The 16725-nt window shown below is 46.8% G+C and carries 13 protein-coding genes; 5 read left to right on the top strand and 8 right to left on the bottom strand.

What is annotated here, in order from left to right; translation table 11 throughout:
• The first annotated feature begins 132 nt into the window (after nucleotides 1-132).
• Nucleotides 133-2049, top strand: a complete 1917-nt coding sequence (gene mnmG, locus OSC7112_RS04910) for a tRNA uridine-5-carboxymethylaminomethyl(34) synthesis enzyme MnmG (RefSeq protein WP_015174863.1) — start codon at nucleotides 133-135, stop codon at nucleotides 2047-2049.
• A 631-nt stretch (nucleotides 2050-2680) separates the two neighbouring features.
• Here the strand turns inward: mnmG and glgP are convergent.
• Nucleotides 2681-5239, bottom strand: a complete 2559-nt coding sequence (glgP, locus tag OSC7112_RS04905) for an alpha-glucan family phosphorylase (protein WP_015174861.1) — start codon at nucleotides 5237-5239, stop codon at nucleotides 2681-2683.
• 863 nt (nucleotides 5240-6102) lie between these two features.
• Here glgP and OSC7112_RS04900 point away from each other — a divergent pair.
• Nucleotides 6103-6321, top strand: coding sequence for an element excision factor XisI family protein (locus OSC7112_RS04900; protein WP_083888117.1), 219 nt, complete (start codon nucleotides 6103-6105; stop codon nucleotides 6319-6321).
• 101 nt (nucleotides 6322-6422) lie between these two features.
• Here the strand turns inward: OSC7112_RS04900 and OSC7112_RS04895 are convergent, their stop codons facing one another.
• On the bottom strand, nucleotides 6423-7511 hold the full coding sequence (locus OSC7112_RS04895) for a hypothetical protein (RefSeq protein ID WP_015174860.1): 1089 nt from the start codon (nucleotides 7509-7511) through the stop codon (nucleotides 6423-6425).
• Between the two features lie 182 nt (nucleotides 7512-7693).
• Complete coding sequence (locus tag OSC7112_RS04890) at nucleotides 7694-8434, bottom strand: SIMPL domain-containing protein (protein ID WP_015174859.1); 741 nt, start codon at nucleotides 8432-8434, stop codon at nucleotides 7694-7696.
• A 125-nt stretch (nucleotides 8435-8559) separates the two neighbouring features.
• Between OSC7112_RS04890 and OSC7112_RS04885 the strand changes: the two genes are divergently transcribed.
• The 3 genes from OSC7112_RS04885 (at nucleotide 8560) to OSC7112_RS04875 (ending at nucleotide 12204) form a co-directional block, all read left to right on the top strand.
• Nucleotides 8560-8943 carry a YkvA family protein gene (locus OSC7112_RS04885; RefSeq protein WP_015174858.1) on the top strand — a complete coding sequence of 128 codons (384 nt, stop codon included), beginning with the start codon at nucleotides 8560-8562 and terminating at the stop codon, nucleotides 8941-8943.
• Between the two features lie 254 nt (nucleotides 8944-9197).
• Nucleotides 9198-11564 (top strand): DNA helicase PcrA, encoded by a 2367-nt coding sequence (gene pcrA, locus OSC7112_RS04880; protein ID WP_015174857.1) that lies wholly within the window; start codon nucleotides 9198-9200, stop codon nucleotides 11562-11564.
• 34 nt (nucleotides 11565-11598) lie between these two features.
• Nucleotides 11599-12204, top strand: a complete 606-nt coding sequence (locus OSC7112_RS04875; RefSeq protein ID WP_015174856.1) for a hypothetical protein — start codon at nucleotides 11599-11601, stop codon at nucleotides 12202-12204.
• Nucleotides 12205-12430: 226 nt separating this feature from the next.
• Here the strand turns inward: OSC7112_RS04875 and OSC7112_RS04870 are convergent, their stop codons facing one another.
• The 5 genes from OSC7112_RS04870 to OSC7112_RS04850 all read right to left on the bottom strand — a co-directional run bounded on the left by OSC7112_RS04870 (nucleotide 12431) and on the right by OSC7112_RS04850 (nucleotide 16587).
• Entirely contained in the window at nucleotides 12431-12631 is a 201-nt protein-coding gene (locus tag OSC7112_RS04870) for a hypothetical protein (protein ID WP_015174854.1), read from the bottom strand.
• Nucleotides 12628-12972, bottom strand: coding sequence for a hypothetical protein (locus OSC7112_RS04865; protein WP_015174853.1), 345 nt, complete (start codon nucleotides 12970-12972; stop codon nucleotides 12628-12630). Before OSC7112_RS04865 ends, OSC7112_RS04870 begins: the two co-directional genes overlap by 4 nt.
• 95 nt (nucleotides 12973-13067) lie before the next feature.
• Nucleotides 13068-14429, bottom strand: coding sequence for an FGGY-family carbohydrate kinase (locus OSC7112_RS04860; RefSeq protein WP_015174852.1), 1362 nt, complete (start codon nucleotides 14427-14429; stop codon nucleotides 13068-13070).
• Nucleotides 14430-14630: 201 nt separating this feature from the next.
• Nucleotides 14631-14840 (bottom strand): type II toxin-antitoxin system HicB family antitoxin, encoded by a 210-nt coding sequence (locus OSC7112_RS04855; protein WP_015174851.1) that lies wholly within the window; start codon nucleotides 14838-14840, stop codon nucleotides 14631-14633.
• A 286-nt stretch (nucleotides 14841-15126) separates the two neighbouring features.
• Nucleotides 15127-16587, bottom strand: a complete 1461-nt coding sequence (locus OSC7112_RS04850) for a serine/threonine-protein kinase (protein ID WP_015174850.1) — start codon at nucleotides 16585-16587, stop codon at nucleotides 15127-15129.
• Nucleotides 16588-16725 lie beyond the last annotated feature (138 nt).

The following is a 16725-nucleotide window of genomic DNA, read 5'->3' as shown; positions in this document are numbered from 1 at the left end:
ACTCTGAAGTCAATTAGACATTTCCTAAAAAGATTTTGTCAGCCTTGCCCTACCCGGACTAAAACCTAATTTTGCCAGATGTCTGTTATTCAATCTCAAATCTCAAATCTCAAATCTCAAATCTAAAATCGAATGACTGCACAAACTCCAGTACAATTCCAAGACAGTTTCGACATCATCGTAGTGGGTGGCGGACACTCCGGCTGCGAATCCGCCCTCGCCACTTCTCGCCTCGGCTGTCGCACCCTTCTCCTCACCCTCAACCTCGACAAAATTGCGTGGCAACCTTGCAATCCTGCTGTCGGCGGCCCGGCTAAAACCCAACTTACTAACGAAGTTGATGCGTTAGGCGGGGAAATTGGCAAAATGGCCGATCGCACTTACTTGCAAAAGCGCGTCCTCAACGCTTCGAGAGGCCCCGCTGTGTGGGCCCTGCGAGCACAAACCGACAAGCGGGAATACGCCACTGTGATGAATAATATTGTTGAAAATCAACCCAATTTGACCGTCCGCGAAGCGATGGTAACAGACTTAGTTTTGGGCAAAAATGAAGAAGTTATCGGAGTCGAAACATACTTCGGCGTCGCTTTTGAATGCAAAGCAGTAATTCTCACCACAGGCACTTTTTTAGGCGGCACGATTTGGGTGGGCAATAAGTCGATGCCCGCCGGACGTGCTGGAGAATTTGCCGCCGTTGGCTTGACGGAAACTCTCAATCGTTTGGGCTTTGAAACTGGCAGGTTGAAAACAGGAACTCCGGCAAGAGTTGACAAGCGGACTCTCGATTACACCAACCTGGAATTGCAGCCGGGAGACGCAGAAGTTCGCTGGTTTAGTTTCGATCCTGAAGTTTGGGTGGAACGGGAACAAATGCCTTGTTATTTGACTCGAACTACGCCCGCTACTCACCAGTTAATTAGAGACAATTTGCACCTTTCTCCAGTCTACGGCGGCTGGGTTGATGCGAAGGGGCCGCGCTATTGTCCGAGTATTGAAGATAAGATTGTGCGGTTTGCGGATAAGGAAAGTCACCAGATTTTTATTGAACCGGAAGGTAGAGATATTCCTGAACTTTATATCCAAGGATTTTCTACTGGTTTACCGGAAAATTTGCAATTGCAAATGCTGCGGACTCTTCCGGGTTTGGAAAAGTGCGAGATGATGCGCCCTGCTTATGCTGTGGAGTACGATTATTTGCCGGCTACTCAGTGTTTTCCGACGCTGATGACTAAGAAGATTGAAGGGCTGTTTTGCGCGGGTCAGGTGAACGGTACGACCGGATATGAGGAGGCTGCTGCACAGGGGATTGTGGCGGGTATTAATGCGGCCAGGTTTGCGAAAAATCAGGAGATGATTGTGTTTCCTCGCGAGCAAAGTTATATCGGCACTTTGATCGATGATTTGTGTACGAAGGATTTGCGGGAACCTTACCGGATGTTGACTTCGCGATCGGAATACCGGCTATTATTGCGATCGGACAATGCTGACCAACGCTTGACGCCGCTGGGACGGGAAATTGGTTTGATTGACGATCGCCGCTGGGAGTTGTTCGATCGCAAACAAGCTAATATTGTGGCAGAGAAGGAACGCTTGTACTCGACGCGGGTGAAAGAGCACGAGGAAGTAGGCAAGGCAATTTTTGCAGACACTCAACAAGCGATTAAAGGTTCAATTACTCTTGCTGATTTGTTGCGCCGTCCTGGTTTTCATTATGTGGATTTGGAACGCTACAATTTAGGCAATTCTACTCTGAAGTTGGCTGAGAAAGATGGTGCAGAAATTGACATCAAATATTCCGGCTACCTGCAAAGACAGCAAAATCAAATCGATGACATTGCCAAACACGAACGCCGACAATTGCCTGCTGATTTGGATTACATGGCAATTACAACTCTCTCCAAAGAATCGCGGGAAAAGTTGGCTAAGGTGAAACCGCTGACGATTGGCCAAGCTGCCAGAATTGGTGGGGTAAATCCGGCTGATGTTAATGCTTTGTTGATTTTTCTGGAAGTGCGAAACCGTCAGCAGCCAGCGGGTGTGGGTAAATAAGCTAAACTAGAGGTGTCTCAAAGCTCCCTTCAATTTTATGAAATAGCAGTATGAAAAAGTGTGACTATTGTGGAACCACTATTTTGTTCGGCGGCTTTCATATTGATGGATATAGATTCTGCACCTTGCTGATTCACGGTATGAATCAACTTTTCGCTTGAGGTTACAAAACTCACCATACTTGGCTGATAAAAATTCCAAAATCTTGAATTTATACCTGCATTCAGCAACGCCACAAAAAAGGAAAACTGGCAGAATGTCAACTATAATTGATAAAATTCTGCCAGTGTATTGTAGATATTGATCGATCCTCGCACCAATTCTGAATTTCGCAAATATTCCGCATAAGAATCAGCGTTCATCGGTAGTTCAAACCTCCCCGAAATCCCCACCCGTGTTGCCACCCTCAAAGCCTTAAAAGAACAGCGAGATGCCTTGCTATACGCTTATATACGCGCTCACTGGTGGTAGTTGGGAATAGAGCGGAATGTGGTATTGGGCGATCGTTTCACAACCGGCTACACAACCATTCCCCAACTTCGATAAGAAAAGTGGGAGACCGGGAGAATTAGGAAAATATTCCTTGATTCTCCTGACTCCTAACTAATGACTACTGACTACTGACTACTGACTAATGTGCCCAGAGAATCACGCCAGCTTCATAAGGACTGCTGAGATTATCGTGCTTCGGCAAAACGCGCAACGACAAACCTTGCAAACCGCTAGAAGTATAAGTAATGTCAGCCGTATAAAGGCTAGCATTGTGAGAATCTTCTCCCAAATACTCCATCACCACCGGCACGCCGCCGACAATATCTCCGTTAGCATCAACCGAACCTTGATAAAGTTCGACTTGCACGTCTGCAGGGGTCAATCCCATGAGATTAATCCGAGATTTAACAGCGATCGATTGATTGACCTTAACTTCCTTATCCTGGGAAATATCAACAGCCTCAATCTTAATATCGTGCCACTTCGCGAGAACGTGCTTCTTCCAGTGAGACAACTCCTTGGCGGGAGCGCAATTATCCGAAGTCATGGTGTGGTAGCGATCGCTCACCGGGAAATAAGCCCGCCGCGCGTAATCTTTCACCATCCGAGCAGTATTGAAAAAAGGACAGTTCAAGCGAATCGAATCCTTCATTTTCTCCGTCCAACCGCGGGGAATGCCATCAGCATCCCGGTTGTAAAACAGCGGTACAACTTCCTTTTCCATCAAGTCGTACAAAGCATTCGCCTCGACCTCATCCTGATACTTAGTATCTTCGTAAAACTCCCCATGTCCGATCGGCCAACCGGTACGAACATAATCAGCCTCATCCCACCATCCGTCGAGGATGCTGAGATTCGGCAAACCATTCATCGAAGCTTTCATCCCCGAAGTACCGGAAGCTTCGCGGGGGCGGCGCGGCGTATTCAGCCACACATCGCAGCCGGACACCATCATCCGAGCGACGTTAATGTCGTAGTTCGGCAAAAACACCATCGAACTCATCGTCTCGTGCTCGCGGATGAAGTGAACGATATCCCGAATCAATTCCTTACCCGGAATATCCATCGGGTGAGCCTTCCCAGCAATCACAAACTGCACCGGGCGGTTTTTGTCCCGCATGATCCGCATAATGCGATCGACATCGCGCAAAAACAGCGTCGCCCGCTTGTAAGTAGCAAAGCGGCGGGCAAACCCGATCGTCAGCACCTTCGGATTGAGAGCCTCCCGCGCGTGTTCGATTTCCGTTTGGGCCGCACCGCGCTCGCGCAAAGTCTTTTGCAGCCACTCCCGCGCGAACACCACCAACTCCGATCGACAGCGTTCGTGATTCCGCCACAGTTCCTCATCAGGAATCGACGACAGCCTGTCCCAGAGACGATCGTCCTTGCGAGTCATTTCCCACTCCGGGCCGAGGTATCGATCGTACAACTCCTGAGTAGACTTCGCCACACAACTGCGAGCGTGCACCCCGTTGGTAATCGAAGTAATCGGCACCTCATCCACGGGCAAACCCGGCCACAAACCCTGAAACATCGGGCGCGACACCACACCGTGCAAAGCGGCCACCCCGTTGACAAAACTCGACATTTTAATTGCCAAAATTGCCATATTCAGAGGTGCGGACAAATCGCCAGTATTCTCCCGGCCCAATCCTAAAAACTCATCTTGCGACAAGCCAAACATCTTGGGATACTGACCTAGATAGTGCATCACCATATCCGGCTCGAACAAGTCAAACCCAGCAGGTACCGGCGTGTGAGTCGTAAACATACTGCTCGAAACGACCACCTGTTCCGCTTCCTCGAAACTCAGGTGATATTCCTCCATCAGCATCCGAATGCGTTCCAAAGCCATGAAAGCCGCGTGACCTTCATTCATGTGGTAAGCCGTAACTGTCAGCCCCAATGCCTTGAGCATTTTCACGCCGCCGATGCCCAGCATGATTTCTTGGTGCATCCGCAGAGTTTTATCACCGCCATACAGTTGGTCGGTAATATCTTGGTCGTAGCGGCTGTTAGGTTCAATATTTGTATCCATCAGGTACAAAGGAACCGTTCCCACTTGTACCCGCCAAATCCGGGCATACACCTTGCGGCCGGGATAGTCCACCTCAATCCGCAATTCCGAACCGTCGGGATTGCGTTCTGGGTGCAGCGGCATATTGTAGAAATCATTGAGCGGATAGCGTTCTTGCTGCCAGCCATCAGCGTTGAGATACTGCGAAAAATAACCTTCTTGGTAGAGCAGCCCGACACCCACTAAGGGCAAGCCCAAATCACTAGCTGATTTGAGGTGGTCGCCTGCGAGCACGCCCAAACCGCCCGAATAGATCGGTAGGGCTTTAACTAAGCCGAATTCCATCGAAAAGTATGCGTAGCATTCTTGCTGCTCGGTGCCGCGCTGTTTGCGGTACCAGGCGCGATTTTTGAGATAATCGTCTAACTGCTGGGCTGCTCGGTTCATTTGGGCAATGAAGCCTTCGTCTTCTGCCATTTCTTGCAGCCGCTCTTGAGATATGGTTCCGAGCATCAGCACCGGGTTTTGGTTGCTGGAGTCCCACAGGTCTCGATCGAGGCGGCGGAAGAGGTCTTTGGTATCGACGTTCCAGTCCCAGTGCAAGTTGTAGGCAAGCTTGCGTAGGGGTTCGAGAATTGTCGGTAGCGACGGGGAAACGTTAAAAGTGCGAATTGGCTGCATAGACAAAGCCTTTATGTTGGGGTAGCGATATTTTCCTCTGTCTTTAGGCACAAGTCCGTTATTCTGCACACTATTTTAAGTTTTAACAAGCGCGGGCGATCGCGATCGACGATCTGTATCGACTATCTGCAATGACACAGCAGTGCGGTGTCCCTAACCCAGCTAAGCTTTTAACTGCGGTGGCGGGTGCGAGGACTTGATGCCTCGAAGCTGAAAATCCCTCAAGTTTAAACGGAACTTACCCCGCACCCTTTGAAAGTTGCATTTCAAACCTCCATCAGTGGGGCGATCGGACTTGAGCCAGGACCCGCTACATGACTAGAATGTCAGTGAAACCTCTAGCAAATCGAAGGCTTTCTGTTGTAAAGAACTCGGTATCGTCAGTTTGTCAAAGCTAACTGAAATACCCCCCAATTTAGGCTGCACCCGGTTTTTAGTAATCGTCGCCAAATTAGTCAGCAAGGTCCGAAAACTTTGAACTGGAAAACACTCAGAATTACGTTTGGTTGAAGCTTTCCGCCTAGCCGGAGTCTGGGATTTATTCGGGACAACGACGCTCAGTAGGTTCCAGAGGCTGTAAGCTGTTCTACATTTAAATTGTCTGTTAAAAACAATTCCCCGTCTTGTGGGGTGGGCCTATGAGCCCGCCCTGAATCTACAATTTAAATGCGCGACAGCTTAACTCAATCTACAGCGGTTCTCAAGCGTGGTGAGGTATGCCCGCTCCAGCCCGCGGAGGCCTAGAGTATGTCATATGAGAGCTCGAAAGGCTATACATTCGAGCGCGTAAAGAAATATTAAAATCACAAAAGTTGATAGTGTGAGTTATAAAATTCACCTATGGATTCAATTACTGTAATTAAATTTCACTACATATTTATTACTACCTGCAGGGGGAAGAACGAATTCAGGAAAATACTATTTATGTGCGATTGCGGGAGGGAAAAATTTGGATTGAGGAGGATTGGACAGAAGATGGAGTGGTGACAGATTTTTTGCAGGCTGGGGTGCCGCGGGAGAATATTGTATTGGCGTTTCATCCGCCGCACTTGCGGCAATATACAGAGTTTGCGATCGCTTAAAAAAGGCGATCGCCCATCTAACTAAGTATGCCTACATAAAAAACATAATACCAGATACCCACTTTCTTAATAAGTCAGGTATCTAAAAAATATCGCGGTTTTTATTCCAACCTTGCTCTCAATTCATCAGCCGATAACTGAGGCAATTGTTCTACAAACAATGTCAATTGCTCGACAGGCATTGCTAGTAAATTGCTAACGGCTGTATGCAGAATATCCCCCAATTCATTTTGGCGAGTTCTCAAAACATTTTCTGCTAATAACCTGACCGCTTGTTGTCTTCCTGCTTCATCGACTGTTAGCATGGATATTGCCAGCAACAGCACCGTAAATTCTGCAGCGGGTAACTTTGATATTGGAGATAAGAAAGCAGTCATTTTTGAGTTGATTTCTCCAAATCTTACTTGCAGAAAATTTTCTAAAATTAAGCGCTGTTGTGCTTGTCTTCCTTGTTCAATTCCTTGTTCAATTCCTTGTTGTTGTGCGGCTTCTAACTGTTCTCTAAAAAGTGATGGGATCGCCATAATTAACTCCCGCTCTTCTGGCTGTAACTCTTGTTCGGTATCGGTTACTAAGTTAGACTGTAACTGATACAACAATTCTAGCGCGATAATCCGTAACGGATCGTCGGTTGCTAAAGAGCTCAACTCGCCGATCGCCCTTTGCTGCACTTTCCCTTTCCCTAAAATCCTCAACCACATGGTTTCGGGAGTTTCGGGCAATTGGTGAATCACCGCAATTGCCGATTTCAGATGCCTGGGCAAAAAATAAATGCCCTCCATCCAATTCTCAGGCTTGGGTATCGCGCCAAAACCCTCCAGCATTGCTTTCGATGCTGTAGGTGTCAAAATCCACAGTGTCGGAAAATTAGCATCATCATAGCGAGTATTTTCTCTTCTGGCTTGCCGCTCCAATTCACCTCGCAAATCCCATAACTTACTCATACAGCTAATGACTTCGCCGACAGTCACTGGATTGCGAAACGGTTCAAAAATTGCCGCCGTCTCAGCCATTTTTCCCAACAACCCTAAAGTTGCTGAGTATTCAGGAATTACAGTCATTGGAATGAAATAAACATCGATTTCTCTGACTTCGGCAGTAACATCATACCCGATATTCACCGTCCCGATGGGAGACAGCAGTTCTGTTAACAAGTCTTTGGCAAAGCGATCGTGAATAAATCGCGTCATAAAAATTGCTTGTCATATTTTATGATTGAATTTTATCAGGTTATCGTCGGATATTTAAGATATTTTATCTAACAACCAGCAGACAAACATAAAAAATAAAACACTCAGATACCCGGCTTTTTTAAGAAGTCGGGTATCTAACAGATATCGCATTTGACGTTCATTTAGAATGCAAGCTGCAATCAATATCCAATTTGCAAAGTCACAGATGCTTCAATCTGCTGTTCCCCTCCCACCACAGGTGTTGCAGCATCAGCAGCAGCAGCGCGAGCACCAGCCAATTGCCGGTACATAGGAGGCGGCGCGATCGCACCGTTGACTTGAATGCCCAGAATGTCTCCCCGCTTGAGGTTGAGGGCGCTCAAGACTGCATCCGCTTGCGATTGAGCATCTTGAGTTGCTTTGCGGAGTGCTTGTTTTCGAGCTTGTTCGATCGCACTGTCGGCGGCTACAAAACTCACGCCTTGAATTCGCGTTGCTCCCGCTTGCACTGCATCGTCGAGCAAAGTGCCAGCAGATTCAGTATTAAGGCGAAAACTGACGGTATTCGTAGCAATATACCCTGTTAGGCGCTGCTGGTTGTTTTCGTAGCTGTAAGTCGGGTTCAGGGTGATGCCGGTCGTTTCGAGTTTTTCCACTTGGCGCGATCGCAGCAATGCTACCACAGCGGACGATCGTCTCGCCGCTTCCTGCTGCACCTCGGCCGCCGTTTTCCCCTGCACCTCAACCCCCAAAGCAACTTGAGTTTGGGTTGTCGGAATTGCTTCGACGCCCCGCCCAGTGACACTCAGCGTTCTCATCCGCTGTTCTTGAGCTACAGCAGGATCTAATCTCACAAAACTAACGAGAGTTAAGGTTAAACACAACGCTGTTACCAGGCTGCGAAAATTAATGCGATCGCCACGTTGCAAATTTGAATTCATAAACTTGATTATCCTCACATACAACAGATGCTATACTTTACCTTCCCACTGAAATTGCTAAATATCCGGGTTGTTACATTTTTAGCAACTAAAAAAAGTATTAGTCATTAGTCATTAGTCATTATATGCAATGCTTAAAACAAGCTGCCCGCCGACTAAAAAAAGAGACTTACGCGGTTTATTTAGCCAGTACAGACCAGAGAGTACCTTGGTACGCCAGAATTTTAGCAGGTCTTACGGTTGCCTACGCTTTTAGCCCGATCGACTTAATTCCTGACTTCATACCAGTTCTCGGCTACTTGGACGATTTGATAATTGTACCTTTGGGAATTTGGCTGGTACTGAAGATGATTCCGCCACAGGTTTTAGCCGAGTGTCGGGAAAAAGCAGCCGCAGAAATAGAGCGAGGAAAACCGATAAATCGGGCTGCCGCTGTTGTGATTATTGCCATTTGGATGGGCTTGGGAATATTAGCAGCAATGTGGCTCAAACAACTATTTAAACGTTAGAAGGCCGGGCGGTTGAAACCGCGGCTATACAGACAAAACCCGCCGACGCGGGTTAAAGAATAGGTGGTGAAAATTATGTTTTACGCTATTCTCTTAAGTCCGCAGAGGCGGACATCGTTTGTGTAGACGCGGTTTAAACCGCCGTCCGATCTGATATTATATTGTAGGGCGATCGCGCCTTACCTTAAAAAAACTCGCGTTATCCGATACCAAGTATTATTTACCCCTTAAAAAAATAAACTAACATTCTAGCTATGACTCAAACCACTGATTTCCTCAGCCACCTCAACCCATCTCAGCGCCAAGCAGTCGCCCATTATAACGGGCCGCTGTTAGTAGTAGCGGGCGCTGGTTCCGGCAAAACCAGAGCTCTAACTTACCGAGTTGCTAACTTAGTTCGCACCCATCGAGTCGATCCTGAAAATATTCTGGCGGTGACATTTACAAATAAAGCCGCCAGGGAGATGAAAGAAAGAATTGAGAAATTGCTGGCAACTCAGCAAGCTGAAGCGGAATATGGCAAACCTTTGGTAGACTTAGCCCCGGATGTGCAAACCAAATTGCGATCGCAAATTTACCAGAGAATTACCAAACACATTTGGATGGGGACTTTTCACTCTTTGTGCGGTCGCATTCTCCGCTACGATATAGAAAAATACCAAGACGAAAAAGGCCGCCAGTGGAAGAAAAACTTTTCGATTTTTGACGAGTCAGATGCTCAAAGTCTAGTCAAACAAATCGTCACCAAAACACTGAACCTCGACGACAAGAAATTTGACCCGCGCAAAGTCCGCTATGTCATCAGCAACGCTAAAAATCAAGGCTTGTCGCCTCAAGAATACCAAGCAGCAGAACCGGATTATCGAGGTCGCGTGATTGCCGATGTTTACAGTCGCTACCAAGACGCTTTAGCAGCCAACAATGCCCTAGATTTTGACGATTTAATCCTCGTTCCCGTTAAACTTTTGAGCCAAAACGAGCAAGTATTAAGTTACTGGCATCAAAAGTTTTGCCATATTTTAGTTGACGAATACCAAGATACCAACCGCACTCAATACGATTTGATTCGGATGTTGGTGACAAATAACGCCGACCCGAAAAACTTCGATAAATGGCAAAACCGCTCGATTTTTGTCGTGGGCGATGTCGATCAGTCAATTTACAGCTTTCGGATGGCAGATTATACCATATTGCTGGAATTTCAAGAGGATTTTGGCGATGGTTTGTCCGACGAGAAAACTCAGACAATGGTAAAATTAGAGGAAAATTATCGATCGCGCGAAAACATCCTGCAAGTCGCGAACCACTTGATCGAACACAATACCGAACGGATCGAGAAAATTCTGCGCCCGACTCGCGAACCGGGAGCTCCGATTGTTGTCTGGCGCGCCGACAACGAATTAGAAGAAGCGGAATTTGTAGCAGGTCAAATTCATTCCTTGAAGCGCCAAAACTCCGAATACGAAAACGGCAGTAACTTTGCGATTCTCTACCGCACAAACGCTCAATCTCGATCCTTTGAAGAAGCGTTAATGCGTTTAGACATTCCTTACAATATTGTCGGCGGCCTCAAGTTTTACGATCGCAAAGAAATCAAAGATATCCTAGCATACCTGCGGGCGCTTGCCAATCCCGACGATAGCGTCAGCCTCAAACGCATCATCAATACTCCCCGGCGCGGCATTGGGGATACCACATTTTCCAAAATTGAAGACGCTGCAACTCAGTTAGGGATTCCGTTGTGGGAAATCCTCAGCGATGAATCTTCTGTCAATACTCTAGCAGGGCGATCGGCAAAAGCTATTATTAAGTTTGCCGAAATGATTGGTCGTTGGCAATCGCAAGTTGAAACCCTGCCGGCTTCGCAAATTGTCCAAGGAATTATCCAAGATTCAGGCTACATTGAAGATTTGAAAAATCAAGGAACCGAGGAAGCAGAAAATCGCATAGAAAACGTCATAGAATTGTACAATGCAGTGCTGCAATTTGAAGAACAAAACGAAGAACCGACGCTGACATCATTTTTAGCAAAAGCATCTTTAGCATCCGATTTAGATGACTTGCAGGAAGAAGATTCCCGCGTGTCGCTGATGACGCTGCACTCCGCAAAAGGGCTAGAATTTCCCGTAGTATTTCTAGTCGGAATGGAACAGGGTTTATTTCCCAATTTCCGCAGTTTGGACGACCCGAAAGCGATTGAAGAAGAACGCCGTTTGTGCTACGTCGGCATCACTCGCGCCCAGGAATTGCTATTTCTCACCCACACTCGCGAACGCCGCCTCTGGGGAGGTTTCCGGGAACACTGCACCCCTTCGCTATTCTTAGGGGAATTGCCGACACATTTGCTGGCTGGAAGTGGGAAGAAAACTAAAGCGGGGAAAACGGCTGCATCTAAAGGAAAAACTAATAATTCAGCAGCCAATTCCGGCACTTCTCAACCGGGAAACAATGTACAATCGGCGGATTGGCAAACAGGCGATCGGGTTTTTCATCATGCTTTTGGAGTTGGAGAAATTACCCACGTTTTAGGGGCGGGCGACAAAACTAATCTGGCAATTAAATTTTCGGGTTTGGGCAGAAAAATCATCGATCCGAGAACAGCTAAGTTGCAGCGAGTGTAATAGAAAAGCAGAAATAAAAACAACATCAGATTTTATGCCTTACAGTCAATTTACAACGATCGGCAAAGTTAAAGAAGCCTTCAATCTCACAGCAGTCGAAGGAATCAGATTTCTGCCGGAAATCGAGCCGATCGCACCCGCGACAGCCTTGCAGACCCTGCTAGAGACAAATTTGCCTTGGGCGATCGCTACTAGCACAGAAAAAGCCCGTTCTGAAGCTATTATCAACCCTGTATTGCTGGAAGTCCGCAATATTCTGAACCAACAAATCAGCGTGTTTTCGGGTGAAGAATTTAATGTCGATCCTGCTGTTGGACTTACAGGAGTTTGCGATTTTCTCATCAGCCGTTCCCCCGAACAATTAGAGATTGAAGCCCCAGCAATTGTGATGGTAGAAGCTAAAAAAGGAGATTTGAAAGTAGGTTTGGGTCAATGTATTGCTGAAATGGTGGCTGCCCAGAGGTTTAATGAAGCGAAAGGGATCTCGATATCAGCCATCTACGGCAGCGTTTCCAGCGGCACAGCTTGGCGGTTTCTCAAGCTGGAAGGGCAAATAGTGACGATCGATCTTACCGATTATCCGCTACCTCCCGTAGATAAAATATTGGGATTTTTAGTCTGGATGGTGCGCCAAAATTAGCATATATCAAATCTGCATTCAAAATTCGCGATCGGAGTCGGCGGTTAAAACCCCTACTAAACAAACTAAGTCCCAGGAGAGGGGGACACAAAAGAAATGATTCAAGGCTATCCCGCAGAGAATGGCCCCTCGATCGATCTTATCTCACATCTTGCACCATTCTCAAGAACAGGCCGGAAAGCCTGTTCATAAAAGACTTATTAACAATGATGCAACATCTCATATCTTATTCGACTACCTGAGATTCCACACGCCTGTATTTACCCGCCAAACGTTCTCGACGCTGGCGGCGGTTATCAGCTTCAAATATGGCGATTAATTCATCCAGGTTTAGAGTCAAAGCGTCAAGCTGTTGGCAGACTTCACGCATCTTTTCAACGTGTCGTTTTCTGGTTTCAGCGTCGGGGATTCTAGGTTGTTGATTCATGGCAAATTCCAATCCATTTTGATTTCTCGGATAGTTGCTTCTGAGGCCTCGACAGCCGCCTCTGTTTGTTCTATCGTTCTATACAGAAAGTTTAACGTATCTGCAGTCGCAGCGGGTTGAGATTCTGCCACCTGCTGCAAAAGCCTGTACAAACGATTGTAAGGGTTTCTCAACCTTTCCTTAACATTATCCAGGGATTCTAGTTCGGGGAGTGTCGCTTCTGTCTCGCCAAACTGCTGCATTAAAATGTATTCTGTGGCGGTTGTTTCGTTGAGGATTTCCACTAGCCGCCGCTGCAATGTGAAAATTGTGTTCAGTATGTCATCAGGTAGCTTTGCCATTGTCCTTAATTTTTAGGATAACAACTTAACACAATATATCAGAATGTTTGCTTCCTCTCATTTTAGTTTTAATCGACTGCGATATCAGTCCAAATTTACCCCCTTTCAATTTGCGTTCCATGCTTCGCCAATAACGCACTTCCATAAGCAGCCGCAGTATGAATTGGCGTTACTGCAGGCACTTTTAAATAACGCTTTCTCATCGCACTCCAAACCGAATTTTTTGCCCCGCCGCCAGCAGTATAAACCTTTGTCAAAGGAGTTGCACCCAATTCTTGCAATAATTGATATCCCCGCGCTTCAATTCGCGCTATGCTTTCTAGCAAACCGTGCAGAAATTCCACTGAATCAGTGGGACGCGGTTCGAGTCGGGGCGGCAAATTCGGGTCATTAATCGGAAAGCGATCGCCCTTTTTTAACAATGGATAATAATCCAGCAAAGTCTCTTGTTCTGGATCGATTTGTGTGCTATAATTCTCCAACTCAACATCAGTAAAAAAGTGTCGCAGCACCGCACCTCCGGTATTAGAAGCACCTCCAACTAACCACAAATCGCCTAATTTGTGACTGTAAATTCCGTATCTAGAATCATCTACGCGGGTATGACTTAACAGTTTGACGGCTAAAGTAGAACCGAGAGAAGTTACTGCTTCCCCTGGTAAATTGACACCGCTTGCTAAAAATGCTGCAATGCTATCGGTTGTGCCAGCACAAATCATACAATCGCGGGGAAAACCGAAGCGATCGCCCACTTGAGCTCTCACTTCCCCCACAGGCGTACCCGGTGCGACAACTCGCGGCAATTCAGGCGTTGCAGCGCCCGCAATTCCCTGTGTCAGCCAATTCGGATAGCACAAAGTATCAACATCGAAACCGAGTTTCAAAGCATTGTGATAGTCGCTAATTCCCAATTTTCCGTGCAGCAGAAATGCCAGCCAGTCAGCTTGATGCAGGAAATAAAGCTTCTCAACCACCGGCAAGATGCCTGTTCCACAAAGACTGACAGGCAAGATGCCTGTTCCACAAAGACTGAATTGTGTTGTGGGGTGGGCTTCTAGCCCGCCCTCCTGCCACCACAGGAGTTTTGCCAGACTGGATGTAGCGCTTAATACTGTGTGGTTATCGGGCGCGATCGCCCGCAACCTGTCTGTCACCGCTGCACCGCGCGCATCATTGTATAAAATGGGTTCGCATACGGGTATACCCTCGGTATTGCACAGCATGACAGTGGAAGATGTGCCGTCAAGGGCGATCGCCCTTACCTGATTGCGGATTGTTGGGGGAATTTGCTCGATCGAGTCCCACAGCGCATTTTGCCACACCGACGGCAATTCCGGCTGTTGTTGCCCGTTGTTGGCAAAAGTATATTCAGTCTCACAATGTATTGTACCCTGGGAGTCTATGACAGTCGATCGCGCGCCCGTGGTGCCGAAATCTATTCCCAAATAAAGATTCATTTGTTACTCCCGCGAATTTTCCTATTTTCACCTAAAAACTTTATTGGCATCAAATACTTATGTTTGATTTTATGTCCGGTCAATTACTATTAATAAAAAACGTTTGTATTGAGGAATGCAAGTCCTTGGATTTATTGCGCTGCTTGTTTTGCGCCTAAATCAGCTTTTATTTCTGCTTAATCTATGAAATATTTTGCCCTACTACCGTGCTTCTACATAGTCCCAGAGCGTAGTTGGTTCGGGAATCGGTAAACCTTCTTCTCGCAATCCTTCTAAGTGAAATTCGATTGCTTCTTTAATTTGCTGCTGTACTTCCGCAAGGGTAGCGCCTGTGGCTGCACATCCGGGCAAATCGGGTGCGTAAGCTGAATAATTATTGGGTGTTTTTTCAATCACAATGGCATAGCGCATTAGTTGATACCCACGGGTGGTCAGAAACCGGGTTCTTTTACGAAAATCTTTCGTTGTCACCCACAAATTAGGTAAAAAACCCGGTTTCTTTGGCTAACTGCTATGACCCAAAATTCGCGACTCTGTTGTTTGATGAGTGAGCCTACCTTACCCTCTTTCAGGTAATTCAATAGATGAGCACAGTTATACGAGTGACGTAGCAGGTAATGAAATGACGAAAAGCCTATAACTTCGTAAAAAAAGGTTCGATAAAAAAGACTTGACAAGGGGCTGAAATCGTTATAGGTTACAGATTACAACTCTCGACGCGAGAGAAGAATCCTTCCCAATCCCATAACCCTGCACCTACCATCAACGTACGCCCAACGAGCACGCCGCCCTGCCACGGCCGGACCGCCCAGACCGCCAACCCCGTCGGGAGGTGGCCATGCTCTGCTCTGAGATTAAAGGTCAGGTACTCTAAGTCCAACCAACTTCCTCCTTTTCGCCAACCGAGGCGATCGCCCAGGTCGTCTTCAACCTCCCAATCTTCTTTACCGCGTACTTCCCACCAGATTTGTTTCTGGACACTAAAGCCGAAACGACCCTGACTGTATTTTACCCACAACTGGTCGATCGTCCGTAAATCATCGCAAGGAAAATTATCAATTGATTCCCGCTCCAAATAACCTTCCTTCTCCCGTCTAGCAGCTTTCAGCATCACCTTCAGCGTTTCCCAATCCGCCTCTTCCCACTCCCCCGCCGCCAATAAATCCCGCAGATCAGTATAGTCAACACCCCGGGCCGATTTAAGGGAGTCTGGTAATGGTTGAGGTAATGGCTGAGGTGATGTGTGACGTGGCGGTGGAGGTATTTGAGGTGATGGTTGAGGTGATTGAGTACCAAGAGCCTGCAAAACTTCAGTAGGAGATTGATAACGTCGCTTACTAGCAGGTAGTATCATTTTATCTAAAATCAGACCCAGTTCCGAACTGACAGATGCTTTTAAGTGTTGTCGCCACACCCACTCCATCTCACTTGTATCGAATAAATCAATCGGTTCAACCTGAGTTAACAGATACAGACAAGTGACACCCAGACTATAAATATCACTAGGATAAATGGCTTTGCCCGCTGCTTGTTCCGGTGCCGTATATCCAGCAGTCCCGATCACCGTTCCCGTTACAGATAAAGCAGTTTGTGTCGCATATTTCGCGGCTCCAAAGTCAACTAAAACCAATTGCCCATCTTGCCGAACAATAATATTTTCTGGCTTGATATCTCGGTGAATTACTTGGCGAGAGTGAATGAACTCGAATACTGGCAGTAAATTATTAAGCAAGTTGCGAATCTGCGTTTCGCTAAAATATCCCTTAGATTCTAGTGCTTCGGCTAAATTTTCACCCTCGATGAATTCTTGGACTAAATACTGCCGTCCATCTTGACTAAAATATGCTAATAAGTCGGGAATCTGAGAATGTTTACCCAACTGTTCTAGGCGTACTGCTTCAAGCTCAAATAACTCAGCAGCTTTCTGGATACTAGAAGCGCCTTGAAGTTGGGGGTAGAATTGTTTAATAACGCAGGGAGGTTTTGAGGGTTTATACTCGTCAACAGCTAGAAAAGTGCGCCCAAATCCCCCTTGTCCAATAATTTTTTTCGCTCCGTAGCGATCGCCCAATAGCAGTTTATTCCCGCATTTTTGACAAAATTTTGTAGAGCCAGAGGGGCTTTGGAATAGGCAATCAGGGTTTAGACACTGGCTCATAAAATATGCTTACAGATTACAGATTAAAGCTCTTGATCCGATGCCAGGGGACATGGTGTTAAATATGAAACAGCAGAGCCGGGTAAGGACATGGCATTACCTTTCATCGTGTCAACTTAACCCGAAAAACCGCTTAAC

The sequence above is a fragment of the Oscillatoria nigro-viridis PCC 7112 genome, assembly GCF_000317475.1.
In the GTDB taxonomy this organism is placed as follows: Bacteria; Cyanobacteriota; Cyanobacteriia; order Cyanobacteriales; family Microcoleaceae; genus Microcoleus; species Microcoleus nigroviridis.
This window is presented reverse-complemented; position numbering and strand designations above follow the sequence as displayed.

Coding starts and splice junctions, on each gene's coding strand:
- mnmG (WP_015174863.1), top strand. CDS start 133: ATGACTGCACAAACTCCAGTACAATTCCAAGACAGTTTCGACATCATC.
- glgP (WP_015174861.1), bottom strand. CDS start 5,239: ATGCAGCCAATTCGCACTTTTAACGTTTCCCCGTCGCTACCGACAATT.
- OSC7112_RS04895 (WP_015174860.1), bottom strand. CDS start 7,511: ATGACGCGATTTATTCACGATCGCTTTGCCAAAGACTTGTTAACAGAA.
- OSC7112_RS04890 (WP_015174859.1), bottom strand. CDS start 8,434: ATGAATTCAAATTTGCAACGTGGCGATCGCATTAATTTTCGCAGCCTG.
- OSC7112_RS04885 (WP_015174858.1), top strand. CDS start 8,560: ATGCAATGCTTAAAACAAGCTGCCCGCCGACTAAAAAAAGAGACTTAC.
- pcrA (WP_015174857.1), top strand. CDS start 9,198: ATGACTCAAACCACTGATTTCCTCAGCCACCTCAACCCATCTCAGCGC.
- OSC7112_RS04875 (WP_015174856.1), top strand. CDS start 11,599: ATGCCTTACAGTCAATTTACAACGATCGGCAAAGTTAAAGAAGCCTTC.
- OSC7112_RS04870 (WP_015174854.1), bottom strand. CDS start 12,631: ATGAATCAACAACCTAGAATCCCCGACGCTGAAACCAGAAAACGACAC.
- OSC7112_RS04865 (WP_015174853.1), bottom strand. CDS start 12,972: ATGGCAAAGCTACCTGATGACATACTGAACACAATTTTCACATTGCAG.
- OSC7112_RS04860 (WP_015174852.1), bottom strand. CDS start 14,429: ATGAATCTTTATTTGGGAATAGATTTCGGCACCACGGGCGCGCGATCG.
- OSC7112_RS04855 (WP_015174851.1), bottom strand. CDS start 14,840: ATGCGCTATGCCATTGTGATTGAAAAAACACCCAATAATTATTCAGCT.
- OSC7112_RS04850 (WP_015174850.1), bottom strand. CDS start 16,587: ATGAGCCAGTGTCTAAACCCTGATTGCCTATTCCAAAGCCCCTCTGGC.